Consider the following 26087-nt stretch of genomic DNA (forward strand, 5'->3'; position numbering starts at 1 on the left):
GCCCATGCAATGGGCACAGCGCTTTGCGGCTGCGTTGGCCTGGGCGATGGCGGCCGGGTTCACGTTGATGAACATGGGTAGCGGCCATTTCGTCGACGACAGCGTGCCGGTGGTCGGCGTCCTCGTGGCCATCGCCACCTGGCGCAGTGAGGAACGCAAGGTGCGCGGCGCGGTGGTGGGCCTGCTGACCGTGCTGTTCCTGGTGCATGTATGGCAGTTCCATGCGCTGGGCACCTGCCTGGTGCTGGCCGCGACGACGATCATCGTGTGGGCGCGCCTGTGGCGCACCTATTGGGCCGAGTTCGTCATGCGCGTGTTCGCTGCCGCGCTGCTGCTGCTCGCCGTGCAACCGGTGCTGGGCGCATTGCAGCCCGGTGGCGCACCCGCCGAGATCGGTTGGTCGCTGGCGCTGTCGGCGCTGGCGATGTTCCTGTTGGTCTACACGCCCTCGTTGCGCGCGGGACGGACCCTCGACACCAGCACCGAACTGGTCGCCTTCGTCCTCGCTTTCAGCGTGGTGGCGCTGGTCGGCTGGCACGCGCCCGGCAGCCTGGTCGGCCGCATGGGCGTGAGTTACCTGCCGATGCGCCCGATCTCGACGCTGACGCTGGCCCTGCTCGCACTGGCCCTGCTGCTGCGCCAGCGCGACCAGGAGCGCGCGGCGTGGACGCTGATGGGCCTGGTCGCCCTGCCACTGCTGCTCACCCTGCTGCAGACGATCGGCGGCGTCACCACGCCGTTGAACGCGATGCTGCACGGCATCGGCTGGTTGCCGCGCGCGACCACGCCGCTGATCGGCGGCTACACCGACTACGGCGTGCTGACCACGTGGATCGCGGTGGCGCTGCTGCCGCAGGCATTGCAGCGTTGGGAGAACGCGCGTTGGGGCATCGTCCGCGGTCTCGGCATCGCGATGGCGTCGGTGGCGGGCATGGCGGCGCTGGGCCTGCTGATGCAGCTGCCTTACCACCGCGAAGGCATGTCGATGTACCAGATCTCCCTCACCGCGACCGCGCAGCTGGGCGCGATGGGGCTGGCGCTGGCGGTGGCCGGGGAAAACTCGTTGCGCGAGCGCTTGTTCGGCGTGCTGCCGATGGCCGCCGCGCTGGCGCTGGGCGGCATGTTCTGGCTGGCCGCCACGGCCGACCGCGACGCGATGGCGCGCCGGGTGATGGAGACGCAGACGGCAAGCGCGTCGGCGACGTTCCAGCGCGGCGTCGAATTGCGCCGCAGCGCATTGCGGCAGTTGTCGTCCTCGCTGGTGGCCGCGCGTCCGGAGACGGCAGAGGACCTGTTCAACCGCCATGTCGCCGACATGGTGAAAGCCTATGCCGCCTTCCGCGTGGTGCGCAGCGTCGGCGACGCGGGCGAATTCCGTTGGGTGGAACCGGGCTTCGATGCGCCTGCGGCGCCCTCGCCTCCGCTGCCCGTCGCCGACGAAGGCCACCTGTTGCCGGTGCCTGGCGGCTGGTGGCTGACCGTCGACAGCGGCGATCGCCGCACGCAGGCCTTCATCGCGCTCGACGACTTCGTGCGCACGCTCAACAAGGCGGTGTTTTCCGACCGGCCCGTGCGGGCCACCGCCGACGGCATGCAGACCGTCGAGCAGGGCGACCCGATGGGCGATCCGCTGTCGGTGCAGCAGGTGTCGCTGCCGGGCCACGTCGTGGAACTGTCGCTGTGGGCACCGCCTGCGCTGACCTCGTTCGCGCTGCCGCGGGCGCTCGTCGTGGGCGGCCTGAGCAGCGGCCTGCTGATCGCGTTCGTGCTGTTCCTGCTGGACCTGTCGCGGCGCCGCTCCACCGAGGCGGCGGAAACCGCGCGCTCCTTGCTGACCGAGACCGAACGCCGCCTCGACGTGCAGCGACGACTCAACGATGCCGCCGCGATGGACAGCGCCACCGGCCTGCCGCGCTTCTCCGCGCAGGCCACGCTGATCAGCGAGCAGATCGCCACGCCGACGCCTTCGGGGCACGGGCTGGCGATCGTCGACCTGGATGGCTTCGGCATGGTCAACGATTCGTTCGGCCATGACGGGGGCGACGAAGTGCTGCGCCGCATGGGTCAGCGCATCTCCGGTGCCGTCGCCGAGCAGGGACGGGTGTACCGCTACGGCGGCGAGGGGTTCCTCGTGCATTTCGCCGACACCGACATCGACCAACTCAATCATTGGGCAGAAGAGATCCGTCGCGCGGTCGGCCAGCCGATCGCGCTGTATTCCACGCATCCCTCGTTCACCGTCACTGCGAGCATCGGCCTGGCGCACGCGCCGGAACACGGCATCGACCTGCAGGGCCTGCTGCGCAGTGCGGACGATGCGCGCCACCTGGCCAAGCGCGCCGGCCGCAACCAGGTGCGCCTGCCTTCGACCGGTGCGCTGCAGGAAGCCAACGACCGCCTCAGCCGCGTCACCGCGCTACGCGAAGCGGTCGCGCGCGGCCAGCTGCGACTGGCGTACCAACCCGTCGTCGATGGCGACACGTTGCAATTGAACGGGTTCGAAGCGCTGGCGCGCTGGCGGCACCCCGCCTGGGGCGAAGTGCCGCCATCGGTCTTCATTCCGCTGGCCGAAAGTGCAGGCCTGATGGAAGACATCGGCCATTTCGTGCTGGAACAGGCCTGCCAGCAGTTGGCGCGCTGGCGCGCGATGGGTCTGCGCACGCTGGGCATGGCGGTGAACCTCTCGCCCAGCCAGCTGGGTCAACCGACCCTTGCCCCGTGGATCGCCGATTGCCTGCAGCGCCACGCGCTGCCGGCGGATGCGCTGACGCTGGAACTCACCGAAAGCGTGCTGGTGGAGGACATGGGTGCCGCGCAGCAGATGCTGCAGGCGCTGCACGCGCTCGGTGTGCGCCTGGCGCTGGACGATTTCGGCACCGGCTACTCCAGCATGGCCTACCTGCAGCGGTTGCCGCTGGACATCATCAAGATCGATCGCAGCTTCGTCGACGGCATCGCCGCCGAAAGCACCGATCGTGCCATCGCCCGCACGATCCTCGTGCTCGCGCACGAAATGGGGCTGCGCACGATCGCCGAAGGCGTGGAAACCGCGGAACAGATGAGCGCGCTGCAGCAGATGCGCTGCGATGAAATGCAGGGTTACTTCTTCGGCCGGCCGATGGAAGTCGACGAAGCCACCACCCTCGCCCGCGGTCAGCTGCGGCAGGCGATGGCCTGAGCCGCTGCATCAGGTCAGCCGCGCAGCAGCGCCTTCATCGCAGCGGCCTCGCCGCTATCGGGAAACACGCGCGTCGCGAGCGTCGATGACGCGATACCCAGGTGATCGCCGACCACACCCTTGAACACGCTGCGCAGGTCCGTGGTCGCGCGCAGGTCGCGTCCCTCGTTGAGTTGCGTGTTCGCCAGCCCCGGCCAGTCGCCGGCAATGCGCCCGCCGGCCACCGCGCCACCGGCGAGCAGCGCCAACGTGCCGGTGCCATGGTCGGTGCCGCCAGTGCCGTTGACGGCGGCCGTGCGGCCGAATTCGGTTACCACCATCACGACCGTGCGCGCCCACAGCGCGCCGATGCCCTCATGGAACTGGCGCAGGCCCTGGTCGAGCTCGGCGAGCTTGCGGGCGAGCACCGGGCCCTGCTGGGCATGCGTGTCCCAGCCGGTGTTCTCGACGAAACCGATGCGCGGGCCCTCGGGCGCGGCCATGAAGCGCGCCGCGGCGGCCATCGCCTGCGGCAGGCGCGCCACGTTGCCACCGGTCTGCATGCCCTGAGCCGCGACCGCCTGTTCGAACGGATGCGAGAGGTGCGCGTCGGCGGCGTACAACGACTGCAGGCGCTGCAAGAGGATGGGGTTGACGTCCTCGGGCAACGGTGGCGACCACGTGGTCGATTCTGCCGGGCCGCGCAGGATCAGCGGCATCACCGTACTGACCGACAGCGCGCGGGACGACGGCAGTGCGGCGACGCACCGGTTGAGCCACCCGCTCGCCATCCCACCGCCCGCGGCCGTGCCGCTCTCCAGGTTGTCCTGCGCTTCGAAGTGCGAGCGGAGCCGATAGGGGGGTGCCACCGCCAACACCGGCAACCATTCGCGTTTGGCATACAGAGCGTGACTGAAGGCGAGCGCGGGATGCAGGGCGAAGTTGGCGTCCAGCGGGCGCACGCCTTCCACCTTCAATCCACTGCGCAAGCGCGCGAAGGCCGGATCGCCGACGGGCGTGACGACGTGCAGGCCATCGAGGCCGCCGCGCAGCAGCACGACCAGCAGGCGCGTGTCCTGCGCATCCACCGCGTGCGCCAAGCGCGGCCACAGGCTGAGCGTGGTGGCAGCGCCGCCAGCAGCGAGGAAATGGCGTCGGGTCAGTTTCATGCTCAGCTTCTCCACTGGAAGGCGGGACTGGCGAACAGCAGCGCCAATCCTTCGCGCGGCGATTCGGCGCGGCGCAGGGCAAGCGCGGTATCCGCGTCCAGGTGGGGACCGAACACCTGCTCGGCCGTGCGCAACGGATCCGGCTCGGCGCCCGTCGCGGTTTCCGCGAGCGTCTGGGCCGCCTGGATGCGTTTCCACACCGCATCGGCACCACTCCACTCCGCGGCGTCGTCGGCAAAGCCCGCGGGCGAGCGCGGCGTGAAGGGGGGTTGTCCGAGGCGGGCGAGCAACGCGACCAGCGCGCGGGGCTGATCGCCCGGCATCGTGCCGGTACTGCGCATCGCGGACACAAGATAGTCGTCCGGCGTCTTCAGCTTGCGCGCATCGGCCGCCCAAGCCTCCGGGCTATCGATCATCGCGGCATAGACGGCACGCAAGTCGCCGCCGGTGCGCACCCACGCGTCCGCCATGCGATCCACCAGCGTACGCGGCGCCGCATCGTTGACGAAATGCCGTGCGAGCTTGCCGCAGACGTGCTGCGCCGTGGCCGGATGCACGGCGAGATCGCGCAGGATCGCGCGACCTTGCGCCTCGCCTTCCGCCGTGTAGCGTCGCCCCAGCACCTGGCGTGCGCCGGCTTCATGGGCGTTGGTGCGGAAGTGGAAGGTCGCCGATGCGCTGCTATCGAGGTCTCGCGGCAACGGCACGCTCCAGCCGGTGATCGCACGCGCCAGTTCGCGCACGTCATCCTGCGCATAGCCGCCGTCGACGCCGAGCGTATGCAGTTCCAGGATCTCGCGCGCCAGGTTCTCGTTGAGTCCTGCACGCGCCGCAGCGCCCGCGTCCATCCGCCGGCGTTGACGCTGCGCCAGGCGCGACTGCTCGCCCACCGAACGCACGTTGTCGAGATAGCGCAGCATCGCCGGGTGTCGTTCCACCGCGAGCAGCAGGTCGGCGAAGTCGCCGGCCACATGCGGACGGATTGCTTCGCGTTCCATCGGTGCGGCGTAAAGCGCCGCCGTGCGCTTGTCCGCGGAGACGGCGAAGTGATTGGACCAGAACCGCACGAGCCGCTCGATGAAATCCTGCTCGGTGCCCACCGCCTGGCGATAACGCCAGCCGAGCTCCTGCAGCTGCAATCGACCGAAACGCGCACGGAACCCCATCACCGCGTCGTCGTTGCCGTTGCCGTTCCGCGCCGCACGCCGCTCGCGCAGATAGTCGTACTCCTGCCGCAGGAAGTCCGCACTCGTCGGCAGTGCCACACGCGGCGTGGCCATCGGCGATGCGAGTTGCGCATGCAGCCATCCGCGCGGATCGTCGAGCCGCGTCAAGGTGTCGGGACGGGCACCCAGGCCGAAGCGGTTGGCGGCGCTGATGGTTTCGCGTCGGATCATCGCAGGTTCCCGTGGAGCGATACGACATCCAACGCGTGGCATGCATGCGCGTTGACACGCGCGTGGCGTTGTCAGCGATGTGGACGCGGCTTCACCGGGATGAATGCGAAGGCTGGCCTTGCCGCAGCTGCGCCATGAACGCGCGTCCGGCCGGCCCCGGTGGCGTGTCCTTGCGCCAGACCGCGCGCATCGGCATCTGCGCGTAACGCGGATCGGCGTCGGCGATACGCAGGCGTTTCAGGCGGCCGGCGGCGAGATCCTCTTCGACGATATGCAGCGGCATGTGGCCCCAGCCCAGGCCGGCGCGCAGGAAGGCGTGCTTCGCGCCGAGATCGGCCAATCGCCAGGTGAGCGGCGATTGCACCGCGAAATCGCGGCCCGCCGTCAGCGGCGTGCGATCAGTCAGCACGAGCTGCACATGCTGGGCCAGCGTCTTCGACGGCACGGTGCCGCGCACGCTGGCCATCGCATGTGTAGGCGAGACCACGGTGACGAAGGGCACCGCCAGCAGCGGCTCGGTCGCCACTTCGTCGGGCAGCTCAGGCAGCGAGCCCACCACGCCGAGACCACAGGTGCCGTCCAGCACGGGCTGGATCACGCCGCCCAGCACTTCCACGTACAACCGCAAGGGGGTGTGCGGGAACGCGCTGCCGCTGTGCGCGGCGGCACGCGTCAGCGCGTCCATCGGGAACATCACGTCCACCGCAACGGACAACTCCGGCTCCAGGCCTTCGGCCACGCTGCGGGCGCGCGCCTTGAAGGTATCCATATGCCCGGCCACCGCGCGCGCTTCCACCAGCAGTACGCGGCCGGCCTCGGTCAGTTGCGGGTAGCGACTGCTGCGGTCGAACAGGGTGACGCCGAGTTGCAGTTCCAGGTTGGCCAGGGTCTGGCTGACCACCGATTGCGCCCGCCGCAGCTTGCGGCCCGCAGCGGAAAAGCTGCCCTGTTCGGCGGCGGCGATGAAGGTGCGGAGCTGGTCGAGCGTGACGGCATCGAGCATGTATCGCTCCAGACGATGGTTTTCATCGAAATATATAGGCTTCCGGCATGTATCGCCACGGCCTAACCTGCGCCCCGTACCCGTTGCACCCACCTCTTATTCCCTGGAGTCCACCATGTCCACCGTTACCGCTATCCCGGCCACCACCCGCGTCCCCGCCCTGCGTGGCGCCGCCGACCTCGTCGGCCGCAGCCTGCTCGCGTCCCTCTTCGTCATCTCCGGCCTGGGCAAGCTGGCCGCCTACGCCGGCACCGCCGGCTATATGGAGTCCGTCGGTGTCCCCGGCGCCCTGCTGCCGCTGGTCATCGCGCTGGAAGTGTTGGGCGGCCTGGCCATCGTCGCCGGCTACAAGACCCGCATCGTCGCCAGCCTGCTGGCCGTGTTCTCGATCGCCAGCGCCGTGCTGTTCCACAGCAACCTGGGCGACCAGATCCAGCAGATCATGTTCCTGAAGAACTTCGCCCTGGCCGGTGGCTTCATCACCCTCGCCGCCCGCGGCGCCGGCGGCTGGAGCATCGATAACCGCTGAAGCCGCATCGCTTCCTGCACCACGCGGAACGCCGGCCCATGCCGGCGTTCTTCGTTTCCGGCGCGTGCCCGCACGCGGGTACAAGCCTGTGCCGAACCCCCATGCGAGCGTGCGATCTGCCCTTTGATGGAGCCGCGCATGCGCCGTCGCCTCTTGCTCGCTTTCGGTCTCGCCGCCCTGTCGGCGGCCAGCGTCTGCGTTGCCGCGAATGCCGTGCGCCTGCCGGTGACGCCCTTCGCCACCCTGCCCTCGGATGCCCGTCATCCGGAAAGCCTGGATGTCGATCCGGCGACCGGTGAGGTGTACGTCGGCACCTTCGATGCACGCATGCCGGAGTCCGCCCGCAACAACCAGGTGCTGCGTTTCGCTGCCGATGGCCGGTTGCTTGCCCAGCGTCGCTTCGGGCCGACGCCGCTCACCGGCATCGCCTTCCACGACGGCCACGTCTACGTGTTGAATTTCGGCGCGTCGAAACTGCAGCGGCTGCCGGCGCGCTTCGATGCGGACAGCGCGATCGAGGATGTGGCCACGTTCGTCGCCCTGTCGCCACCCGCCCCGCCGGCACGGCGCATCGGCAATCCCGACGGCAGCCACGACACGATCACCTTCGGCTCGCAAGGCTTCCCGGCCATCAACGGGATGGTGTTTGATCGCGCGGGCACGCTGTACGTCTCCGATTCGTTCCAGGGCGCGGTCTATCGCATCGCGAAGGTGGCCACCTGCCGGCCCTGCACCGTCGAGCTGTTCGCACGCGACCCGCTGCTGGCGACCACCGGTGCGCTGCCGTTCGGCGCGAACGGCATGGCGTTCAACGCTGACGAGTCCATCCTCTACATCAACAACGCCGGCGACGGCCGCGTACTGCGCAAGCGGATGCCCGACGGCGCCCTCGAGGTGCTGGCCGACGGCGTCTACGGTGCCGACGGGCTGCTGTTCCATGCCGGCTTGCTGTGGGTTTCCGCCAACCAGATCGATACGCTGGTGGCACTGGACGAGCGCGGCCGCGTCCGCCATCGTGCCGGCGACTTTCTCGGGGTTGACGATCAGGGCGCACCGCGTGGGCTGCTGTTCCCCGCGGCGAGCGCGGTGCAGGGGCGCCGCATGATCGTCGCCAACCTGGCCCTGCCGCTCAGCGCCGCGACCGGCGACGAGTGGGAAGAGGACGTCACCCGCTGGAACCTCATGCAGTTCGATCTTCCCGATCCGCCGCCGCCTGCCCACTGAGGAACATCCCATGCTCAACATCACCCCGTTCGGTTGGTTCCATACCGCCATCAGTCTCGTCTCGCTGTTCGGCGGCCTGTACGCGCTGCTGCGCTACCACGACATCCGCTATGCAACGTCGCTGGGCAAGGCCTACACCTGGTTCACCGTCGCCACCTGCCTCACCAGCTTCTTCCTGATGCGCACCGGCAAGCTCAGCGAAGCGCATGGCCTGACTGTGCTGACGCTGATCGTGCTCGCGGTCGCGGTGCTGCTGGGCCGCAACGCGGTGCTGGGTTCGTGGCGGCATGTCGCTTCGGCATTGGCGTTCACGCTGACGGTGTACTTCCATTTCATCCCGGGCTTCACCGAAACGCTGACCCGCGTGCCGATCGGCGCGCCGCTGGTGTCCGGCCCGCAGGACCCGTTGCTGCAGAAGCTCGTGGGCGGCACTTTCCTGATCTTCCTGGTCGGCATGATCCTGCAGGTGCGCGCCCTGCGACGCGGTCGCACCACCCTCGCCCAACCCGCGACCTGATCCGGCGGACGCGGCGGCCATGCTGACCGCCTTGCCCACGCTGGACGCCGTGCTCGAGGCGCATGCGTCGGCGCTGGGCGGCGACGCCCTCGGTTACCGCCACCACGCGTACCGGGTGGCGAATTTCTCGTGGATGCTGGCGCCCGGCGATGAGGATGCGCGCGAGAAGCTCAGCATCGCCGTGGCGTTCCATGACCTCGGCATCTGGACGGCGGGCACGTTCGACTACCTGCCGCCTTCGCGCGTGCTCGCGCGGGACTATCTGCACCAGGCGGGAAAAGCGGCCTGGATGGTCGACGTGGACGCGATGATCGAATGCCATCACAAGTTCATGCGCACGCCTGCCGGCACGTCGCCCGCGGTGGAAGCCTTCCGCCGCGCCGACTGGATCGACGTCAGCCTGGGCGTGCGCCGGTTCGGCCTCGCGCGACGTGCCGTGCGCGACGTGATGGCGGCCTTCCCGGACGCGGGTTTCCACCGGCGGCTGGCCGAGCTGATGCTCGCGCGACTGCGCCACCACCCCCTCGATCCGCTGCCGATGATGCGGTGGTGACCCGATGGGCCTGCCACATCGCGCCGACGAACGGTCATTGACTTATATAGTTAGGACTCCTAACTTATACGCCATGATCGATGCCCCCTTTCAGCGCAGACAGGCCACGCGTGGCCTGGAACAGCTCACCCACCTGGTGCGCGCCCAATCGTGGCGCCAGGACGGCACGCCCTCGCTGCCGCCGACGCAGGCGGCGGTGCTGCGCATGCTGCAGGGCGTGCAGGATGGCCTGCGTGCGCGACAGATCGCCGAACGCCTGGGCGTGTCGGCGGCCAGCCTCAGCGATTCGCTGAAGGCGCTGGAAGGCAAACAATGGATCCGCCGCACACCCGACCCCGACGATGCGCGCGCCGCCCGCGTGAAGTTGACCTCGGCCGGCTCGCGCATGGCCACGCAGTTGCAGCGCCCGGACCAGGGCATGGGCTCGCTGGTCGAATCGCTGGGCGAAACCGACCTCGGCGCGCTGTTGCGCGTCACCCAGTTGCTGGTCAACGAAGCGCAGGAAAAGGGGCTGGCCACCGGCCTGCGGACCTGCCTGGGCTGCGAGTTCTTCCGGCCGTTCGCCTCGGACGAACGCGCGGCGCCGCATGTCTGCGCCTTCCTGGACAAGGCCTTCGGCAACAGCGAACTGCGCGTGGACTGTGCCGAACAGCGGCCTGCCGACGACGAACAACGGCTTGGAAGCGTGGCCCGCTTCCGCCAACCGACTCCGCCCTAGGCGGAAAAAAGAAGGACGGCGCCCGACTGCAATCGGACGCCGCCCGGTACCTCCCACCCACCCTACGAGAGCAAGCAAGAGGAATTCGATTATGCGCCAGAACACCACCCAACGTTTCGCGTTGGCCGCCGCACTCGCGCTGGCCATCGGCGGCGTGCACGCCCACGACGGCAAGGCCCACACCGGCGGCATCCCGTCCACCGCCAACAAGGCGGTGACCGCCGATTTCGACATCGTCCACACCAAGATCAGCACCGAGAAGAACATCGCCACGTTCCACATGGCCGTCTCCGGCAAGGCCGGCAAGAGCACGCCCGCCGCGACCGGCAAGCTCGCCGGCAGCGATGTGTTTTCCTACGTGTGGCCGACCACCATCGATCCGTACGAAGTCGGCTTCGAGAAAGGCGCCGGCATCCTGGCGATGGCGGTCACCGCGCATCCCGATTTCGACGACACGCCGCTGTACGACGAGAACGGCGACGGCAAGCTCGACAACGACGGCAACCTCTGGCACAGCCACTGGGTCGTGCTGAAGCCGAACGAGGCTTGCGGTCCCGGCGCGCTGGGCGTGGTCGACATTCCCGAAGGCAGCAAGCCGCGTTTGCCGAAGACCTGGCCGGGCTTCCCGATCCTGCTCGACAGCCCCGGCTGGAGCCCCACGCTGAATGCCGAGACGATCGAAGTGAAAGTGCCGTTCGACGACATCGGCGTGGTCACCGCCGGCAGCTTCGACGGCGTCACCGCTGGCCTGCGCGTCAACGCCAGCGTGCATGCGCCGCTGCTGTGCGTGGTGGACGTGTTCAAGGTCGCCTCCGGCAACCTGAGCCTGCCCGGCAAGCCGAACCAGTAATCGCTCCCTGCTCGCGCCGGCCCGCATGGGCCGGCCGCGACCCCACGAGAACATTCCCATGAACGCCATTGATCGCCCGGCGCCACCCTGGCAGGTGGACCGCTGGTTCAACACATCCCGTCCCCTGTCGCTGGAAGCGCTCCGCGGCAAGGTCATCGTGCTCGAGGCCTTCCAGATGCTGTGCCCGGGTTGCGTGTCGCACGGCCTGCCGCAGGCATCGCGTGTGCACGCGACGTTCCCCGCGGACCAGGTCGCCGTCGTCGGCCTGCATACCGTATTCGAACACCATGCGGCGATGACGCCGGTGGCACTAGAAGCCTTCCTGCACGAATACCGCATCGCCTTCCCGGTCGGTGTGGACCGCCCCGGCACACCGGGCCCGATCCCGCAGACGATGGAGGCCTACGCCATGCGCGGCACGCCGACGCTGGTGCTGATCGACGCAGCCGGCCGGATCCGCCACCAGCATTTCGGCCAAGTCAGCGACCTGGTGCTCGGTGCACAGATCGCATCGCTGGTGCACGAGGCGCAAGCGTTCGCGCAGGCATCGACGCAACCCCGCGAAACCGCCCCCGGATGCGGGCCGGAAGGGTGCGCCCTGCCCGCCTGAAGTCGGGTGGCCGGTGCCGCCCGTCGGCGGCGTTCAATCGGACACAGGGGCTTCACGGCGCGTTCGCGCCACTCAGGTTTGGATAGCACCATGCATCGCGCCCCCGCCCCCTTCTCACTGCTGCACCGCCTGGCCTTCATGGGCCTGGGGATGACGCTAGCGGTGCTCAGCGGGGCTTTGTTCCCCTAGACCTTCAGGTGACGGCGCGGTGCGGATCCAGTTCCGCCGCCCACGCGAGTGCAAGCGCGCGCTCGTCCTGCGCGAACGTACGGACTTCCGTATTCGACAACAGGTGCCCTGCGAATTCTGTCGCGGCCACCAGCCACCGCTTGTCGGTGACGATCGCCGCACGCGCGAAGCGGCCGAACTCGCCCAGCTTGGACGCCGCGTAGCGCAGGTCCTTGCCGACGGCGTCCAGCGACACGCCCTGCATGTCGCTGAGGTCGCTGAGCACGGCGATGCGCGGAAACCGCGACAAGCGTGTTTCCAGATCGACGATGCACGCGTCGTAGTCTGCGCCCGTCAGCTGACCGGTGAAACGATACGCGGCGACATGCGGCGGGCTGGCCAGGGTTTCGATCATGCGGTCACTCCCTTATGCAGGAACGGCGACCATAGCTGCCGCCGCGCACGGGGGTGTCAACAGGACTTCACGAAGCTGGATCACCGATCAGGCTGGCCCGGCCTCAGGCCCGGCGCAGCGACCAGAACCCGATATCGCGCCGCACGCGGTACCCGAGGCGCTCGTACAACCCCAGGGCACGCGGATTCTCGTAACTGACGTGCAGGAACGGTTGGCGCCCATGCGCCAGCGTGTCGTTGGTCAGCCAGGTGGTGAGGTGGCCTGCATAGCCGTGTCCGTTGAAATCCGGATGCGTGCAGATCGCGCTCATCTCCCGGTGGCCGTCATCGCCCAGGCGCTCGCCGATCATCGCGGCGAGCCGGCCTTCGCGGTAGAGGCCGAAGTAGCGCCCCATGTCCATCGTCCGCGGGCGGAAGTAATGCGGATACACCAGCGCGGTCAGTGCCAGCACATCCTCGCGGTGCGCGTCGCCCAACGGCACGATCTCCGGCCCGTCGGTGGGCGCGAGCGGTGCATCGCACACCATCTGCGCGAGCGGCCGGAACGCGCGCAGCACCCAGCCTGCCGGCACGGCCGGCGCCACGCCAAGCAGATACACCGCTTCCTCAGGCGCCACCAGGCGCGCGAGCGCATCGCCCACCTTCACCTCCGCCGACGTGACGCCGAGGAACGGCGCATGGTCGGACGGATAGCGCGCCACCTCGCCCACCCGCAGCGCGATGCCGCGATGGATCGAATCCAGGGCGGACCAGAAGGGATTGTCGAGGGCGTCGGTCATGGTCGGGCGACGGTAGGGGAACGGCGATTATCCACATCGCGGCACCCCGGTCATGTCGCGGCGAACCATGCAACCGGCGACGCCGCTCCGTATGCTGCGCGCATGACGACATCGCCCTTGCGCTCCCTGACGCGCGTCGCCCCCATGGCGCTTGCCCTGCTGCTCGCTGGCTGCGTCACCGCCCCGCCGGCACCTACGCGACCGCCCGCCGATACGCGCAGCGAGATCGTGCGGCGCATGCCCGCCAAGGTGGCCGACCGCGACCGCTGGGCTGCCGACATCGAGACCGCGTTCGCCGCGCAGCGCATCGAGCCCACCAGCGAGAACATCTGTGCGGTGCTGGCCATCACCGAACAGGAATCCGGTTACGTCGCCAATCCCGCAGTGGCGAACCTGCCGAAGATCGCGCGCGGAGAGATCGACCGCCGCGCGGCCGCCCTGCACGTGCCGACATTCATGGTCGATGCCGCACTGGCACTGCGCTCGCCCGACGGCCGCCGCTACGCCGACCGCCTGCGCAACGTGCGCACCGAGCGCGACCTCAGCGACATCTACGAAGACATGATCGGCAGCGTGCCGCTGGGCAAGCGGTTGTTCACCGACTACAACCCGGTGCAGACCGGCGGGCCGATGCAGGTGGGCATTCCGTTCGCCGAAGCCAATGCCTCGCGCTACCCGTACCCGGTCGAAGGCAGCATTCGCGACGAAGTGTTCACGCGACGCGGCGGGATGTACTTCGGCATCGCTCATCTGCTGGGCTACCAGACGCCGTACACGCGCAAGGTGCACCGCTTCGCCGACTACAACGCCGGCTGGTACGCCAGCCGCAATGCGGCGTTCCAGAGTGCGGTAGGCATCGCCGCCGGCACGAAACTGGCGCTCGATGGCGATCTGCTGAACCCGGGCGCCCCGATGGACAAGCCCGGCCAGACCGAACGCGCCGTGCGCCGCCTGGCCGGCGAGCTACGCATGGACGAGCGCGAAATCCGCGAAGCGCTGCAGCGCGGCAGCCGCCTCGATTTCGATGACACCCCGCTGTATGCGCGGGTGTACGCGCTGGCGGAATCCCGCGCCGGCAAACCGCTACCGCGCGCGATGATCCCAGGCATCACGCTGGAGAGCCCGAAGATCACCCGTGAACTGACCACGGCGTGGTTCGCCACCCGCGTGGACGAACGCTACCGCCGTTGCATGCAGCGATAGGCAGGACTCAAGCGCCCAGCGCGGCCCACCAGTGCGCGAACGACTGCCACGCCGCCGTTCCCGGCACCACGTGCATCAGCACGAAGTTCAGCGCGAACACCGCGGCGACGAATCCGAACACGCCGCGTCCGCGCGGCGCCGCGCGATCGAACACGATCAGCACCGCCAGGATCGCGAACGTCAGCGCATAGCCGCCCCATGACGGATTGAAGCGCACACCTTCCGGCAACAACGCCAGCATCAGACGCGCGGCCGCGGGATCGATCATCACCAGCGCCGTGGCGACCATGTAGCGCGCGTGCAGCGCCGGTTCGCGCCGGTGGACGATGGCCAGGCCCCAGAACAGCGCCAGCATCAGCGACGCTGCGGTGCCCAGGTACAGCAGCATCGATTGCAGGCCGAACATCTCCGGCGGGGCGGCCGCGATCCGCAGGTGCGACAGCCACAATGCGGTCAGCAGCACGCCGGGCATCACGCCGTAGGAGAACTGGCCGATCTGCCGATGCAGCGCCGTGCGTCGCGTGCGGATCAGCCAGGGTTGCACCAGCAGCATCGCCACCCAGGCCAGCATCAGGCCGGCGTGCAGGTGGGTGACCACATCGGCCAGGCCGAGGCGGCTGAAATAGGTCTTCCAGAAGCCCATGCCCACCAGGGCCAGCAGGCCCCACATCCATACGCCGCTGCCGATGCCCCAGAGGCCCGGCCGGCGCGGTACCGCGCCCGTTGCAGAAACCGCCATCACGCCACCTTCGTCTTGATCGTGGCAGGTTGAACGCCCGCGTCAGCGGGCACCGGCCAGCCGCCTGTCGAATTCCGTCCCGCCCGCTCGTCGTGTTCAGGAAGGCGTCATCCCGGCGCCCTGTTTCCGGAGGTTTTCCATGCCTTACATCGATGGTTTCGTGGCCGCCGTGCCCACCGCCAACAAACAGAAGTTCATCGACCACGCCAATCTCGGCGACCCGGTGTTCATCGAACAGGGCGCGACACGCGTGGTCGAGTGCTGGGAGGACGACGTGCCGGACGGCAAGGTCACCGACTTCCGCAGGACCGTGCAGGCCAAGCCCGACGAAAGCGTGGTGTTCTCCTGGATCGAATGGCCGGACAAGGCCACGCGCGATGCGGGCATGAAGAAGATGATGGACGACCCGCGCATGTCGCCGGAGAACAACCCGATGCCGTTCGACGGCAAGCGCCTGATCTATGGCGGGTTCGTGCCGACGGTAACGCTGGGGCCCGAGGGCGCGCGGTCGTCGTACGTGGACGGCTTCATCCTGGCCGCGCCGTCGAACGGCAAAGAAGCCTTCACCGATTTCGCCAACACCTTCGACGCGATCTTCATGGAATACGGCGCCGCCCGCATCATCGAGGCGTGGGGCGATGACGTGCCGCACGGCAAGCAGACCGACTTCTTCCGCGCCGTGCAGGCCAAGGACGACGAGAACGTGGCGTTCTCGTGGGTCGAGTGGCCGGACAAGGCGGCGCGCGATGCCGGCACGAAGAAGGTGATGGAAGACCCGCGCATGGATCCGTCGAACAAGGACAATCCGCCGATGCCGTTCGATGGCCAGCGCATGGTCTATGGCGGCTTCACGCCTGTCGTCGAGCTGCGCGGCTGAGCGCGACACGTCCGGTGCGCTACTGTGGTGGCGCGCCGGATCGCGGCGACCCTAGCGGAGAAAAGCATGATCCGGACAGGCGGTTGCCGATGCGGCGCGGTGCGCTACACCCTCGACGCAGCGCCGTTCGCCGTACGGTTGTGTTGGTGCCGCGATTGCCAGTACTGGACCACGGGCAATGCGGCGGTGAACCTCCTCGTCCCGCGCGATGCCGTGCGGGTGGACGGTGAACTGGACGGTTGGGACAGCGTGGCGGACAGCGGCCACCACATGCGCCGCTCGTTCTGCCCGCGTTGCGGCACGCCGATGTTCAGCGAGGCGCGCGAGAACACCGAACGCATGGTGATCCGCGTCGGCACGCTCGACGATGCCAGCGGCATCGTGCCGACCACTGTCATCTGGACCGACTCGGCGCCGGCGTGGGCGACGATCGATCCCACACTGCAGGCGTTCCCGCGGCAACCGTAAGTCACTCGTCCTGCGGACGCGGGCGGCCGGGGATGCGTCGCCGCGGCGCCCGCGCTTCGCGCTCGTCCATCTCGCGCACGCGGCGCCCGGCTTCGCGCACGAGATCGGGTAGCAGGTGGGTTTCCGGCAGGTGCTTCCAGTATTTCTGCGGCATCTCCTGCCGCATCATCCGGGTGTTGAGTCGCGCCGGGTTGAAGATGTTGGCGTAGTACGTGCGCCACAACGCGTCTTCGGCATCGTCGGCCGGGGCATCCGAACGCCGGGCGCCCTCGCCCGCCCACAGCTGCTCGCCATCCCACTGCACGCTGCGATACGGCGTGAGGATGGCCCAGCGCATCCCGGCGAAGCGACGCATGAAGAACGGCGCCACGCGATCGACGATGTACTGGTCCGGCTCGAACCAGGCGATGTAGGCGTTGTCTTCGCCCTCGACTTGGCGGAAGCGCACGAACGCCTTCATCTTGTGGCTGTCCCGGCGCACGGCCTGGGACCAGCGCGTCGCCCGGTGCACGTCGGCATCGGTGGCGCGATCCAGCAGCGCGCGTTCGCCGTTGCCGATGCGCCACAGCAGGCGATACAACAACGCATGCCGGCCAGGATCGCGGTGGCATAGCACCGATGCCGCGAACGCCATGAAATCCGCCGGTACCGACAGACCCTGGCGGCGCACCGGTTGTTCGGTAACCGCAGCGCTGGCGAGCAGTTCGCCTTGCGCATCTGCCTGCCATTCCACGACATCTGGCGGAAGCTCGGCCTCCCATGCGTGGCGCGCCTGTGTTCGCCAGGCACCCAGGTCCCAGGCCGGCATGACGGTGGCGCGGAACATCGCGTGCGTCAGCCGAACAGATCGGCCTGGCGCGGCGCCGGTGCCAGCTCGCGGCGCAGGCGCGCAGGATCGTCCAGCCGCTGGCGCGGATGGTGATCCAGCAGCACGACGAAGGGCAGCAGCTTCTGCAGCGGCGCGCGCAGGCGTGCAAGGTCGGCCACGCGCAGCTTGCCCTGGCGACGCGAATCGACGATGCGCTGCACGTTGCGCGCACCGAGGCCCGGCACGCGCAACAGCATCTCGCGCGGCGCGGCGTTGAGGTCGACCGGGAATCGCTCGGGGTGCCGCAGCGCCCACGCGAGCTTGGGATCGATGTCGAGGTCGAGCATGCCGTCCTGCCCGGCCGTGTCGTCGACGATCTCCTTCACGTCGAACCCGTAGAAGCGCAGCAGCCAGTCGGCCTGGTAGAGGCGGTGCTCGCGCAGCAATGGCGGCGCGCGCAGCGGCAGCTGGGTGGAGGCGTCCGGGATGGGACTGAACGCCGAGTAGTACACCCGACGCATGCGGAACTGCCGGTACAGCGCATCGCTGCTGACCAGGATGGCGCGATCATCGGCAGCATCCGCACCGACGATCATCTGCGTGCTCTGGCCCGCCGGGGCGAATTTCGGTGGCCGACGGCGTTTCGGTTGGGCCTCCTGCTTGCTGGGCTTCGCCGCCAGGATGCGCGTGTGCAGTTCGCCCATGGCGTCGCGGATGCCCTGCGCCTGCTTCTGCGGCGCGAGCTGCTTCAGGCCGGCTTCTGTCGGCAGCTCCACGTTGATGCTCAGGCGGTCGGCGTAGCGACCGGCCGCGGCCAGCAGTTCCGGGGATGCCTCGGGGATGGTCTTGAGGTGGATGTAGCCGGCGAAACGATGGTCCTCGCGCAGGCTGCGTGCGACCTCCACCAACTGCTCCATCGTGTAATCGCCGTTGCGGATGATGCCGCTGGAGAGGAACAGCCCTTCGATGTAATTGCGCTTGTAGAACTCCAGCGTCAGCCGGACGACCTCGGCCGTGGCGAAGCGCGCCCGGGGCACGTTGCTGGACACACGGTTGACGCAGTACGCGCAGTCGTAGATGCAGAAGTTGGTCAGCAGGATCTTGAGCAGCGATACGCACCGCCCATCGGGCGTGTACGAATGGCAGATCCCCATGCCCTCGGTGCTGCCGATGCCGCCCTTGCCCAGCGAGTGCCGCTGGCCGGCGCCGCTGGACGCGCAGGACGCGTCGTACTTGGCCGCATCGGCCAGGATCGCCAGCTTGTCTTTCAATTGCATGCGGCCATTCTAGCCGCCGCCATCTCCACGCATGAGACAGCGCGCCGCCGATGGATATTCATCAACGTGATGGACGCGCTCACGCTGGCGTGAAGACGTCGCCCGCACCGTATGGATGCGCGCGGACAGTCTGGATCGACCATCCGACGGTCGACGCCCTCGTTTGCACGCAGAAGGTTCGCGACGCGCTTGCGGAAACGTAATTCGCACCACGCATGTGCGCTGCGCGCAAAGCGTATGGAAGAACGCAAATTACCTTCGTGTCACCGCGTGTCGTCGTGTGACATGAGCCACACTTCGGCCGGTTTGCCCGCGCCTAAGGTTCAAGGCGGCATCGCGTGCACGCATCCGCATGCCGAACAAGAGCCACCTTTTCCACCACACTTTGTTAGGGGCGCTACACATGGGCAAGAGAGCGGAACCGTACGCACGAATTACCAGGGCGCCGCTGGCGTCCGCCGTGACATGGGCCTTGGCTGCCGCGACGTTGGTCGGCAGCAGTACCGCCGCCGCGCAGACCGCGGAGACACCGCCCGAACCGACGCCTGCGTCCGCCACCGCCGAAGCCACCACGCTGGACACCGTGTCCGTCCTCGGCAGTCGCGGCCAACCGCGCACCGTGTCCTCGTCCGCCGTGCCGATCGACATCATCAGCGCCGAAGAATTCCGCAACCAGGGCTCGACCGACGCGCTCGATCAGCTGCGCGTGCTGGTGCCCTCGTTCAACGTCAGCACGATTCCGATCGATGACGCCGCCAGTCTTGTCCGCCCCGCCAACCTGCGCGGCCTGCCGCCCGACAACACGCTGGTGCTGGTGAACGGCAAGCGCTTCCATCGCTCCGCTGTCATCACCTTCCTTGGCCACGGCCTGTCCGATGGCTCGCAAGGCCCCGACCTTTCCGTCTTCCCGTCGCTCGCGCTGGAACAGGTGGAAGTGCTGCGCGATGGCGCGGCCGCGCAGTACGGCTCCGATGCGATCGCCGGCGTCGTCAATTTCGGCTTGAAGAAGATCAGCGAGGGCGGCGCATTCGAAGCCTTCGCCGGTCAGTACTACGAAGGCGACGGTTTCACCACGCAGTACTCCGCGCAGATCGGCCTGCCGCTGACCGCGCGCGGCTACGCGACGCTGACCGCCGAGTGGCGCCAGGCCGACGACACCTCGCGCAGCGTGCAGCGCAACGACGCCGCGGCGGCGATCGCCGCGGGCTATCCCGGCGTACCGGTGCCGGCGCAGATCTGGGGTTCGCCGAAGGTGGATGACGACCTGAAGTTCGTCGCCAACCTCGGCATCACCGGCGATAGCGTGGACGTGTACCTGTTCGGCAACTATGCGCAACGCGAAGTCGATGGCGGCTTCTACTTCCGCGACCCGACCGCGCGTTCCGGCGTGTACTCCAACGACGGCGGCGATACGCTGCTGATCGGCGACACCACCGGCGCCGGCGGCTGCCCGACCATCGCCCTGCGCGACGGCGCCGGCAACCTGATTCCGTACAGCACCGTCAGTGCCGCAGTCGCGGCGCTGCCGTCCAACTGCTTCACTTTCCTGTCGACACTGCCCGGTGGTTTCACGCCCCGCTTCGGCGGCAGCCTGGAAGACATGTCCGTGGTCGGCGGCGTCAAGGGCACGTGGGGCAACGCGTGGCACTGGGATGCCAGCGTGACCTACGGTCGCAACGACATCGACTTCACCATCTACAACACCGTCAACGCTTCGCTGGGCGCGGCGCAGCCCGAGGGCCTGCGCTTCCATCCGGGTGGCAATACGCAGACGGAGAAAGGCGTCAACTTCGATGTCGGCACCGATATCGAGACGTCGTTCACCGCCCAGCCGCTGCGCCTGTCGGCCGGTGCGGAATGGCGCGAGGAAAGCTTCGAGGTCAAGCAAGGCGACGGACCGTCCACCGCGATCGGGCCGCTGACGCAGCAGGGCTTCGCGCTGGGCTCGAACGGCTTCAATGGCTTCAACCCCCGCACCGCGGGCGAATGGGACCGTCGCAACTGGGCGGTCTACCTGGATCTGGAGGCGCAGTTCACCGAACAGTTCATGCTCGCAGCGGCCGTACGCCGCGAGGACTTCGACGACTTCGGCAGCACCACCAACGGCAAGCTGACCGGTCGTTTCGACGTCAGCGATACCTTCGCCCTGCGCGGTGCCATCAACACCGGCTTCCGCGCACCCACGCCGGGCCAGGCGAACATCAGCCAGATCACCACCGCCTTCGAAGGCAATGCGCTGATCGACATCGCCACGTTGCCGCCGACCAATCCCATCGCCCAGCTGAAGGGTTCGCGCGCACTGACGCCGGAAGAGTCCAAGAGCGCGTCGCTGGGCCTGGTATGGAACAGCGGCGACTGGCTGGTGACGGTGGACGGTTACCACATCGAAGTCCAGGACCGCATCGCCCTCAGCACCAGCTTCGAACTGACCGACGCCGAGCGTGCGGCGCTGGTGGCGTCGGGGAACCCCGAGGCGGCCTCGCTCAACTCGGTGACCTACTTCGGCAACGCGTTCGACACCACCACGACCGGTGTCGACCTGGTGACCAGCGTGGAGACGGACCACTTCGGCGGTACGACCACCTATTCGCTCGCGGTGAACTGGAACAAGACCAAGGTGGACCGCTACGACCCGAACTTCATCAACGAAGCCCGCGTCTACAAGATCGAGGAATCGCTGCCGAAGACCAAGGGCTACTTCAGCGTCAACCACAAGCGCGAGGTCTTCCACGCCAACCTCCGCCTGGGCTACTACGGCTCGTGGTACGAGGATCACCTGGACAGCGGCGTGATCCTCGCCGAGGACGGTGGCCTGCCGATCTACGAGGACAGCAAGGTGATCGTGGACGCCGAGGTGGGCTGGACGTTCGCCTCCGGCCTGTACGTCAACGTCGGCGCGCAGAACCTGTTCGACGAGACCCCGGACGACAATCCGTGGGGCGCGGCGGTCGCCGGTGCGGCCTATCCCGTGCATTCGCCGTACGGCTTCAACGGCGGGTTCTACTACGCCCGCGTGGGCTGGAAGTTCTGATCCACCCCGACCGGTCCGCCGGTCTCCAAGCCGGTGCCCATTGCGGGCACCGGCTTTTTTTCAGCGTGACGATGCACCGCGCACGACCTCGGCGGCTACATCGGCGACCAGGCCACGCAACCACTGGTGCGCCGGATCGTGGCGATACCGCACGTGCCATGCCATCTCCAGCGGGAACGTACCCAGGTCGACCGGCGCGGGTAGCACCTTCAGGCGCGGATCGCGCGCCAGGTGCGCACAGATCAGTTTCGGCAGCGTTGCGCAGTAGTCGGTGGCGGCCACCAATTCGGGGATCGACAGGAAGTGGGTCACCGACACGACCACGTCGCGGCGCAGCCCCTGCTTCTCCAACGCCTGGAACAGGCCCGCACGCAGTTTCCCGGGCGGCAGCACGTTGACGTGCTTGAGCTGTTCGTACTGCGACTTGGATAGCCGCTTGTTGACCACGGGATGGTCCGCGCGCACCACGCAGGCCAGTCCGTCGTCCATCAGGTGCTGCACCACCAGATTGTCGGGGGGCGCCACGATGCGCCCCAGCACCATCGCGGTCTCGCCGGAGATCGCACCGGTCTCGGCCAAGTCTGTGCCGTAGGGTGTCAGCCGCAGCCGGATGCCGGGGGCGCGTTCGCGCAGCCGCGCGACGATGGCGGGCACGAGTACGAACTCGACATAGCTGTTCGGCGCCAGCGTGAAGAGGCGCTCCGCCTTCGCCGGATCGAATTGCTGCTGCCCCAGCACCAGCGCATCCACCTGTGACAGCGCGGCGGCGATACCGGGTGCGAGTTCGACCGCCTTCTGCGTCGGCTGCATGCCGTACCGCTCGCGAATGAACAACGGGTCCTGCAGCGTGTCGCGCAGGCGTGCCAATGCATTCGACAGCGCCGGCTGGGTGATGCCCAGTCGCTCGGCCGCGCGGGTGACGTTGCGCTCTTCCATCAGCGCGAGGAACACCGGCAGGAGGTTGAGGTCGTAGCGCACCCAGTCATATTGAATTTTATATATCTGAAATTCAATTAATAAATTGGATGAATGCTTTGCAGACGCGCATCCTGCCTTCCAACCGGCGGGGCGCCGGCACGCGAAGGCGCCCCTCCCCGTCCTCTCCCCAGGAGTATCGCCATGTCATCCGCCGCCCCGCTTCCCGCCTTGTTCTCTCCCACCCGCCTCGGTGCCATCGAGGTCCGCAACCGCATTGCGATGGCGCCGCTCACCCGTTCGCGCGCCGGCATGGATGGTGTGCAGACGCCGCTGGCCATCGAGTACTACCGCCAGCGCGCATCGGCCGGCCTGATCGTCACCGAAGCCACCAACATCTCCCGCCAGGGCCGCGGCTATGCGTACACGCCGGGCCTCTACTCCGATGCGCATGTCGCCGCATGGAAGTCGGTGACCGACGCCGTGCATGCCGAAGGCGGGCGCATCGTCGTGCAGCTGTGGCACGTGGGCCGCATGTCGCACAGCAGCCTGCAGGAAGGCGGGGCGGCGCCGGTGGCGCCTTCCGCGATCCAGGCGGGCGGTAGCGTGTTCACCGAAGCCGGCCATCAGCCGCCGACGATGCCGCGCGCCCTCGCCACCGATGAGATCGCCGCCATCATCGAGGACTACCGGCAGGCGGCGATCCGCGCCAAGGCGGCCGGATTCGACGGCGTGGAAGTGCACGCCGCCAACGGCTACCTGCTGGAGCAGTTCCTGCGCGACAGCACCAACCATCGCGACGACCGCTACGGCGGCTCGCTGGAGAACCGTGCGCGCCTGCGGCTGGAAGTCACCGCTGCGGTGGCCGACGTGTGGGGTGCCGACCGTGTGGGCCTGCGGCTGTCGCCGCTGTCCACCGCCGTGGGCGACACGCCGCTGGACAGCCGCACGATGGAGACGCACCTGTATGTCGCCCGCCGCCTGGGCGAGATGGGACTGGCCTACCTGCATGTGGTCGAGGGCCAGCTGCACGCCGGCAACGGCGCCGACGCCTTCGACGTGCAGGCCTTGCGCGCCGCTTTCGGAGGCGCGTACATCGGCAACAACGGCTACGACCGGCAGCGCGCGCTCGACGCCACCGCCAACGGTCACGCCGACATGATCGCCTTCGGCAAGCCTTTCATCGGAAACCCCGATCTGGTCGAACGCCTGCGCACCGATGCGCCGCTGTTCGATGCACCCTTGTCCGCCTACTTCGGGGGTAGTGCCGAAGGCTATACGCACTTCACCCTGCCCGAGGCCGTCGCGGCCTGACCGCAAGCACCTTCATTCACGCTCACGCATCCAGGAGTCCACCATGTCCCTCCACGACCTGCTCCCCGGCAAGCTCGGCTTCGGTACCGCCCCGCTCGGCAACATGTTCCGCGACATCCCGGAGGCGGAAGCGCGCGCCACCGTCGACGCGGCCTGGAACGACGGCATCCGCTACTTCGACAACGCCCCGTTCTACGGCGCCGGCCTGGCCGAACTGCGCATGGGCGAAGCGCTGGCCGACAAGCCACGCGATGCCTACGTCATCAGCACCAAAGTCGGGCGCCTGATCCTGGACGAGGTGGAAGACGTCAGCGCGCGCGACCTCGGCGAGAAGGGCGACGTCTTCAAGTACGGCCGCCCCAACAAGATCGTCAACGACTACTCCTACGACGCCACCTTGCGCTCGATCGACGACAGCCTCGCCCGCCTGAAGACCGACCGCATCGAGATCGCCTGGGTCCACGATATCGCGCAGGACTTTTACGGCGACGACTGGCTGGCGATGTTCGAAAGCGCGCGTACCGGCGCCTTCCGCGCGTTGGACCGCCTGCGCGACGAGGGCGTCATCCAGGCGTGGGGCCTGGGCGTGAACCGGGTAGAGCCGATCGAACTGCTGCTGGACCTGGAAGGCCCGCGTCCGGATGGCTTCCTGTTGGCGGGCCGTTACACGCTGCTGGACCACGGCCGCGCCCTGCAGCGGGTGATGCCGAAGGTCGCCGAACGCGGTCTCGGCATCGTCGTCGGCGGACCCTACAGCTCGGGTGCGCTAGTCGGTGGACCGAACTTCGAATACGCGCCGGCCACGCCGCAGATCCTCGACAAGGTGGCGCGCATCAAGGCGCTGGCCGACCGCCACGGCATCAGCATGAAAGCGGCGGGTCTGCAGTTCGTGCTGGCCAATCCCGCCGTTGCCGCCGTCATCCCCGGTGCGAGCAAACCCGGTCGCATCGCCGAGGACCGCGCCGCGCTGCGGGAAGTCGTCCCCGTGCAGTTCTGGCGCGACTTGCGCAGCGCCGGCCTGGTTTCCGCGGACGCGCCGCTACCGGGTATCGGCTGATCGCACGCCCGCTCTGCCAGACAAGAAGTCGTTTGAGGCCGCACGACGCTGAGGCGATCCGCGACCGCCTCCGCGAGGTCCCGGACGAGGACGCCGCTACAACTTGAACAACGGCTGCAAGCGCCGCGCCAGCCAGCCGGGGAAGCGCAACGGCGCATCGAGGGCGGACACGCAGATGCACGCCGTACCGGGCACGGTGACCGGCTGGTGTTCGACATCGCTGTCGAGGTCGGCCACATCGCCGGGCGCGAAGTGGCCCAGCGCATCGTGGTACGCCCCGCGCAGGATCTGGGTCAGCTCGGTGCCGCCGTGGCTGTGCACCGGCATGCTGCGGCCAGGACCGATCTTCAGCATGAGCAGCGTGCCGGTCTTCGTGTCGGCCGCGCGTATGCAATGCACGCCGGGCGCCATCCAGCGCCACTTCAGCGCGCGATACGACGTGCCGAAGTACGGCTGCAACGGCGCAGGCAGTCGATCGTCGTCTTCGTACGGCGCCGCCTTCGGTGCGGGCGGGGCGGGCTCGGGCAGCGGTGCATCGAGCTGCTCCAGCATGGCGGCGCGCAGGCCGGCCAGGCGCGACGTGGACGCCGCGACCGGCTGCTGGTGCTCGACCAGCTGGCCACCGATGCGTTCTGCCTCCTGCACGCGCGCGCGACAGTGCGCGCAGGTTTCCAGGTGGGTGGCGGCGACGACCGCCACTTCCACCGCCAGCGCGCCGGCGGCGTAGCTGACCACGGTGGAAGGATCGAGATGGTGGTGCGGATTCACGGCTGCCCCCTTACCTGGCCCTGCAGGCGCAGGAACGCGCGCCGCAGGTGCGACTTCACCGTGCCCAGCGGCATGTCGAGTTCATCGGAAATTTCCTGGTGGCTCTTGGCTTCGAAATACGACATGCGCATCAGGCGCGCCTGGATCGCCGGCAATTCGTCGATGCGACGCCGCAGGTCCACGTGCTCGGCATAGTCCTCGGCGGTGGAGAACGGCCGCGCGAGATCCTCGTCGCTCACCGCGTCCCCTTCCTCCAGCACCTGCACCCAGCCGGGCTCGCGCCGCACGCGGTCGATATGCAGGTTGCGGCCGATGCGGAACAGCCAGGTCGACACCGCGCCCTGGTGCGGGTCGTACATCGCGGCGCGCTGCCACAACCGCAGCAACGCTTCCTGCGCGAGATCCTCGGCGACCGTCTCGGCGTTGCCCAGGCCGCGCAAGTACAGGCACAGCCGCGGCATGAAGTGATCGTACAGCCGCAGGAAGCTTGCACGGTCGCGCAGCCGCGCGACGGCGACCATGTCGCCGGCCCAGTCATGGGC

24 protein-coding genes and 2 pseudogenes are annotated in these 26087 nt (G+C 68.3%); 15 read left to right on the plus strand and 11 right to left on the minus strand.

All coding sequences use genetic code 11. From position 1 onward, the window contains the following. Positions 1–4: 4 nt before the first annotated feature. On the plus strand, positions 5–3178 hold the full coding sequence (locus BM365_RS05075; RefSeq protein ID WP_093487163.1) for a putative bifunctional diguanylate cyclase/phosphodiesterase: 3174 nt from the start codon (positions 5–7) through the stop codon (positions 3176–3178). Positions 3179–3192: 14 nt separating this feature from the next. Here BM365_RS05075 and BM365_RS05080 read toward each other — a convergent pair whose 3' ends face one another. The 3 genes from BM365_RS05080 to BM365_RS05090 form a co-directional block, all read right to left on the minus strand. Beyond that, complete coding sequence (locus BM365_RS05080; protein ID WP_093487165.1) at positions 3193–4326, minus strand: DUF1501 domain-containing protein; 1134 nt, start codon at positions 4324–4326, stop codon at positions 3193–3195. Positions 4327–4328: 2 nt separating this feature from the next. Then, positions 4329–5723, minus strand: coding sequence for a DUF1800 domain-containing protein (locus tag BM365_RS05085; RefSeq protein WP_093487167.1), 1395 nt, complete (start codon positions 5721–5723; stop codon positions 4329–4331). A 91-nt stretch (positions 5724–5814) separates the two neighbouring features. After that, complete coding sequence (locus BM365_RS05090) at positions 5815–6726, minus strand: LysR family transcriptional regulator (protein ID WP_093487169.1); 912 nt, start codon at positions 6724–6726, stop codon at positions 5815–5817. Positions 6727–6841: 115 nt separating this feature from the next. Between BM365_RS05090 and BM365_RS05095 the strand changes: the two genes are divergently transcribed. From BM365_RS05095 to BM365_RS05125, 7 genes are all read left to right on the plus strand, one after another. Next, the gene (locus tag BM365_RS05095; protein WP_093487171.1) at positions 6842–7255 is read left to right on the plus strand and encodes a DoxX family protein; all 414 of its coding nucleotides are present in this window, start codon (positions 6842–6844) and stop codon (positions 7253–7255) included. A gap of 138 nt (positions 7256–7393) precedes the next feature. After that, positions 7394–8479, plus strand: a complete 1086-nt coding sequence (locus BM365_RS05100) for an SMP-30/gluconolactonase/LRE family protein (protein ID WP_139227332.1) — start codon at positions 7394–7396, stop codon at positions 8477–8479. A gap of 10 nt (positions 8480–8489) precedes the next feature. Continuing rightward, a complete protein-coding gene (locus tag BM365_RS05105) occupies positions 8490–8996 on the plus strand; it encodes a hypothetical protein (RefSeq protein WP_093487175.1) in 507 nt (168 codons plus the stop codon). 19 nt (positions 8997–9015) lie between these two features. Continuing rightward, positions 9016–9549: an HD domain-containing protein gene (locus BM365_RS05110; RefSeq protein ID WP_093487177.1), complete on the plus strand. Its 534-nt coding sequence runs from the start codon at positions 9016–9018 to the stop codon at positions 9547–9549. A 73-nt stretch (positions 9550–9622) separates the two neighbouring features. After that, a complete protein-coding gene (locus tag BM365_RS05115) occupies positions 9623–10267 on the plus strand; it encodes a MarR family winged helix-turn-helix transcriptional regulator (RefSeq protein WP_158253446.1) in 645 nt (214 codons plus the stop codon). Between the two features lie 91 nt (positions 10268–10358). After that, positions 10359–11117, plus strand: coding sequence for a hypothetical protein (locus BM365_RS05120; protein ID WP_093487181.1), 759 nt, complete (start codon positions 10359–10361; stop codon positions 11115–11117). Between the two features lie 58 nt (positions 11118–11175). Further along, complete coding sequence (locus BM365_RS05125; RefSeq protein WP_093487183.1) at positions 11176–11727, plus strand: redoxin domain-containing protein; 552 nt, start codon at positions 11176–11178, stop codon at positions 11725–11727. Positions 11728–11920: 193 nt separating this feature from the next. On the opposite strand, the gene BM365_RS05130 is transcribed toward BM365_RS05125, so the two are convergent. After that, on the minus strand, positions 11921–12310 hold the full coding sequence (locus BM365_RS05130) for a SpoIIAA family protein (RefSeq protein ID WP_093487185.1): 390 nt from the start codon (positions 12308–12310) through the stop codon (positions 11921–11923). A 103-nt stretch (positions 12311–12413) separates the two neighbouring features. Further along, the gene (locus BM365_RS05135; RefSeq protein WP_093487187.1) at positions 12414–13088 is read right to left on the minus strand and encodes a GNAT family N-acetyltransferase; all 675 of its coding nucleotides are present in this window, start codon (positions 13086–13088) and stop codon (positions 12414–12416) included. 102 nt (positions 13089–13190) lie between these two features. Between BM365_RS05135 and BM365_RS05140 the strand changes: the two genes are divergently transcribed. After that, a complete protein-coding gene (locus BM365_RS05140; RefSeq protein WP_093487189.1) occupies positions 13191–14291 on the plus strand; it encodes a DUF1615 domain-containing protein in 1101 nt (366 codons plus the stop codon). A gap of 7 nt (positions 14292–14298) precedes the next feature. On the opposite strand, the gene BM365_RS05145 is transcribed toward BM365_RS05140, so the two are convergent. Continuing rightward, positions 14299–15030, minus strand: a complete 732-nt coding sequence (locus tag BM365_RS05145; RefSeq protein WP_139227334.1) for a hypothetical protein — start codon at positions 15028–15030, stop codon at positions 14299–14301. A 139-nt stretch (positions 15031–15169) separates the two neighbouring features. On the opposite strand from BM365_RS05145, the pseudogene BM365_RS18125 reads away from it, so the two are divergent. From BM365_RS18125 to BM365_RS05155, 3 genes and pseudogenes are all read left to right on the plus strand, one after another. Further along, positions 15170–15523 (plus strand): annotated as a pseudogene (locus BM365_RS18125) (DUF1428 domain-containing protein); the annotation flags it as partial. Beyond that, positions 15518–15907, plus strand: coding sequence for a DUF1428 domain-containing protein (locus BM365_RS18070; protein ID WP_233210852.1), 390 nt, complete (start codon positions 15518–15520; stop codon positions 15905–15907). The pseudogene BM365_RS18125 and the gene BM365_RS18070, both read left to right, overlap by 6 nt. Positions 15908–15973: 66 nt before the next feature. After that, positions 15974–16375, plus strand: a complete 402-nt coding sequence (locus BM365_RS05155) for a GFA family protein (protein ID WP_093487195.1) — start codon at positions 15974–15976, stop codon at positions 16373–16375. Positions 16376–16403: 28 nt separating this feature from the next. On the opposite strand, the pseudogene BM365_RS05160 reads toward BM365_RS05155, so the two are convergent. Continuing rightward, positions 16404–17201, minus strand: a pseudogene (locus tag BM365_RS05160) (TIGR03915 family putative DNA repair protein); the annotation flags it as partial. An 8-nt stretch (positions 17202–17209) separates the two neighbouring features. Then, positions 17210–18460 carry a putative DNA modification/repair radical SAM protein gene (locus tag BM365_RS05165; protein WP_093487199.1) on the minus strand — a complete coding sequence of 417 codons (1251 nt, stop codon included), beginning with the start codon at positions 18458–18460 and terminating at the stop codon, positions 17210–17212. A gap of 460 nt (positions 18461–18920) precedes the next feature. Here BM365_RS05165 and BM365_RS05170 point away from each other — a divergent pair, with 460 nt between their 5' ends. Then, positions 18921–21491 carry a TonB-dependent receptor plug domain-containing protein gene (locus BM365_RS05170; protein ID WP_233210763.1) on the plus strand — a complete coding sequence of 857 codons (2571 nt, stop codon included), beginning with the start codon at positions 18921–18923 and terminating at the stop codon, positions 21489–21491. A gap of 60 nt (positions 21492–21551) precedes the next feature. Here BM365_RS05170 and BM365_RS05175 read toward each other — a convergent pair whose 3' ends face one another. Beyond that, complete coding sequence (locus tag BM365_RS05175) at positions 21552–22469, minus strand: LysR family transcriptional regulator (protein ID WP_093487203.1); 918 nt, start codon at positions 22467–22469, stop codon at positions 21552–21554. A gap of 141 nt (positions 22470–22610) precedes the next feature. Here BM365_RS05175 and BM365_RS05180 point away from each other — a divergent pair, with 141 nt between their 5' ends. Beyond that, the gene (locus BM365_RS05180) at positions 22611–23720 is read left to right on the plus strand and encodes an alkene reductase (protein ID WP_093487205.1); all 1110 of its coding nucleotides are present in this window, start codon (positions 22611–22613) and stop codon (positions 23718–23720) included. Between the two features lie 43 nt (positions 23721–23763). Next, entirely contained in the window at positions 23764–24777 is a 1014-nt protein-coding gene (locus BM365_RS05185; RefSeq protein WP_093487207.1) for an aldo/keto reductase, read from the plus strand. 96 nt (positions 24778–24873) lie between these two features. Here the strand turns inward: BM365_RS05185 and BM365_RS05190 are convergent, their stop codons facing one another. Both BM365_RS05190 and BM365_RS05195 read right to left on the minus strand, forming a co-directional pair. Beyond that, complete coding sequence (locus tag BM365_RS05190) at positions 24874–25545, minus strand: ChrR family anti-sigma-E factor (RefSeq protein ID WP_093487209.1); 672 nt, start codon at positions 25543–25545, stop codon at positions 24874–24876. Beyond that, complete coding sequence (locus BM365_RS05195) at positions 25542–26066, minus strand: sigma-70 family RNA polymerase sigma factor (RefSeq protein WP_056878909.1); 525 nt, start codon at positions 26064–26066, stop codon at positions 25542–25544. The genes BM365_RS05190 and BM365_RS05195 overlap by 4 nt, the downstream gene beginning before the upstream one ends. Between the last annotated feature and the right edge of the window lie 21 nt (positions 26067–26087).

This window comes from Pseudoxanthomonas sp. YR558 (assembly GCF_900116385.1).
Classification (GTDB): Bacteria; Pseudomonadota; Gammaproteobacteria; order Xanthomonadales; family Xanthomonadaceae; genus Pseudoxanthomonas_A.

Excerpts from the sequence above, each read along its gene's own strand:
- BM365_RS05075 (WP_093487163.1), top strand. The coding sequence starts at position 5 with ATGCAATGGGCACAGCGCTTTGCGGCTGCGTTGGCCTGGGCGATGGCG.
- BM365_RS05080 (WP_093487165.1), bottom strand. The coding sequence starts at position 4,326 with ATGAAACTGACCCGACGCCATTTCCTCGCTGCTGGCGGCGCTGCCACC.
- BM365_RS05085 (WP_093487167.1), bottom strand. The coding sequence starts at position 5,723 with ATGATCCGACGCGAAACCATCAGCGCCGCCAACCGCTTCGGCCTGGGT.
- BM365_RS05090 (WP_093487169.1), bottom strand. The coding sequence starts at position 6,726 with ATGCTCGATGCCGTCACGCTCGACCAGCTCCGCACCTTCATCGCCGCC.
- BM365_RS05095 (WP_093487171.1), top strand. The coding sequence starts at position 6,842 with ATGTCCACCGTTACCGCTATCCCGGCCACCACCCGCGTCCCCGCCCTG.
- BM365_RS05100 (WP_139227332.1), top strand. The coding sequence starts at position 7,394 with ATGCGCCGTCGCCTCTTGCTCGCTTTCGGTCTCGCCGCCCTGTCGGCG.
- BM365_RS05105 (WP_093487175.1), top strand. The coding sequence starts at position 8,490 with ATGCTCAACATCACCCCGTTCGGTTGGTTCCATACCGCCATCAGTCTC.
- BM365_RS05110 (WP_093487177.1), top strand. The coding sequence starts at position 9,016 with ATGCTGACCGCCTTGCCCACGCTGGACGCCGTGCTCGAGGCGCATGCG.
- BM365_RS05115 (WP_158253446.1), top strand. The coding sequence starts at position 9,623 with ATGATCGATGCCCCCTTTCAGCGCAGACAGGCCACGCGTGGCCTGGAA.
- BM365_RS05120 (WP_093487181.1), top strand. The coding sequence starts at position 10,359 with ATGCGCCAGAACACCACCCAACGTTTCGCGTTGGCCGCCGCACTCGCG.
- BM365_RS05125 (WP_093487183.1), top strand. The coding sequence starts at position 11,176 with ATGAACGCCATTGATCGCCCGGCGCCACCCTGGCAGGTGGACCGCTGG.
- BM365_RS05130 (WP_093487185.1), bottom strand. The coding sequence starts at position 12,310 with ATGATCGAAACCCTGGCCAGCCCGCCGCATGTCGCCGCGTATCGTTTC.
- BM365_RS05135 (WP_093487187.1), bottom strand. The coding sequence starts at position 13,088 with ATGACCGACGCCCTCGACAATCCCTTCTGGTCCGCCCTGGATTCGATC.
- BM365_RS05140 (WP_093487189.1), top strand. The coding sequence starts at position 13,191 with ATGACGACATCGCCCTTGCGCTCCCTGACGCGCGTCGCCCCCATGGCG.
- BM365_RS05145 (WP_139227334.1), bottom strand. The coding sequence starts at position 15,030 with ATGGCGGTTTCTGCAACGGGCGCGGTACCGCGCCGGCCGGGCCTCTGG.
- BM365_RS05155 (WP_093487195.1), top strand. The coding sequence starts at position 15,974 with ATGATCCGGACAGGCGGTTGCCGATGCGGCGCGGTGCGCTACACCCTC.
- BM365_RS05165 (WP_093487199.1), bottom strand. The coding sequence starts at position 18,460 with ATGCAATTGAAAGACAAGCTGGCGATCCTGGCCGATGCGGCCAAGTAC.
- BM365_RS05180 (WP_093487205.1), top strand. The coding sequence starts at position 22,611 with ATGTCATCCGCCGCCCCGCTTCCCGCCTTGTTCTCTCCCACCCGCCTC.
- BM365_RS05185 (WP_093487207.1), top strand. The coding sequence starts at position 23,764 with ATGTCCCTCCACGACCTGCTCCCCGGCAAGCTCGGCTTCGGTACCGCC.
- BM365_RS05195 (WP_056878909.1), bottom strand. The coding sequence starts at position 26,066 with ATGGTCGCCGTCGCGCGGCTGCGCGACCGTGCAAGCTTCCTGCGGCTG.